Source organism: Mycobacterium sp. IDUB_19, from assembly GCF_055419445.1.
Genome location: NZ_JBVAXR010000201.1, coordinates 1 through 482 on the forward strand (window position 1 = coordinate 1; position 482 = coordinate 482).

The 482-nt window shown below is 59.5% G+C and carries 2 protein-coding genes; both read right to left on the bottom strand.

Going from position 1 to position 482, the window contains the following annotated elements:
- Positions 1-194, bottom strand: a 194-nt coding sequence (locus tag ACZY0B_RS27925; protein WP_463767450.1) for a WXG100 family type VII secretion target, incomplete at its 3' end; no start/stop codon positions are given.
- 51 nt (positions 195-245) lie between these two features.
- Positions 246-482 (bottom strand): WXG100 family type VII secretion target (locus tag ACZY0B_RS27930; RefSeq protein WP_463767451.1); only part of this gene is annotated, 237 nt, incomplete at its 5' end.

Sequence of the window (482 nt, forward strand, 5' to 3'; positions counted from 1 at the left end):
TAGATCACCTGGAAGTTACGACCCAACTGGGTGATGAACTCCTGGCAAGACACCGAACCGGCGCCGCCCCAAAAGTCCCCGGCAGCAAGCACATCGCGAACGATGGCCTGGTGCTCGGCCTCCAGCGAAGCCGCCTGTGCGCGGATCAGCGCACCGTGCGCGTCCACATCTCCGAACTGGTAATTGATCGACATTGTGTACGTCCTCCTGAGTTAAAAGTGTTGGGGAGCTGCGATTTTCGCGGTCTAGTGGCTGAGCATCTGCTGCGAGGACTGCTCTTGCGTCTCGTAGTTGTTGGCGTCACGGATCAAGCCGTCACGCACGCCGTGGAGCATGTTGACAATGTTGGTGAACGCCTGGTTCATCTGACCCATGGTGTCGTACGAAGTGGCCTGAGCCTGACCGCTCCAGCCAGCGCCGGCGATGTTCATCGACGACGACCACATCTTGCGAGCCTCATCCGACACCGTCTGCGCGTGCAT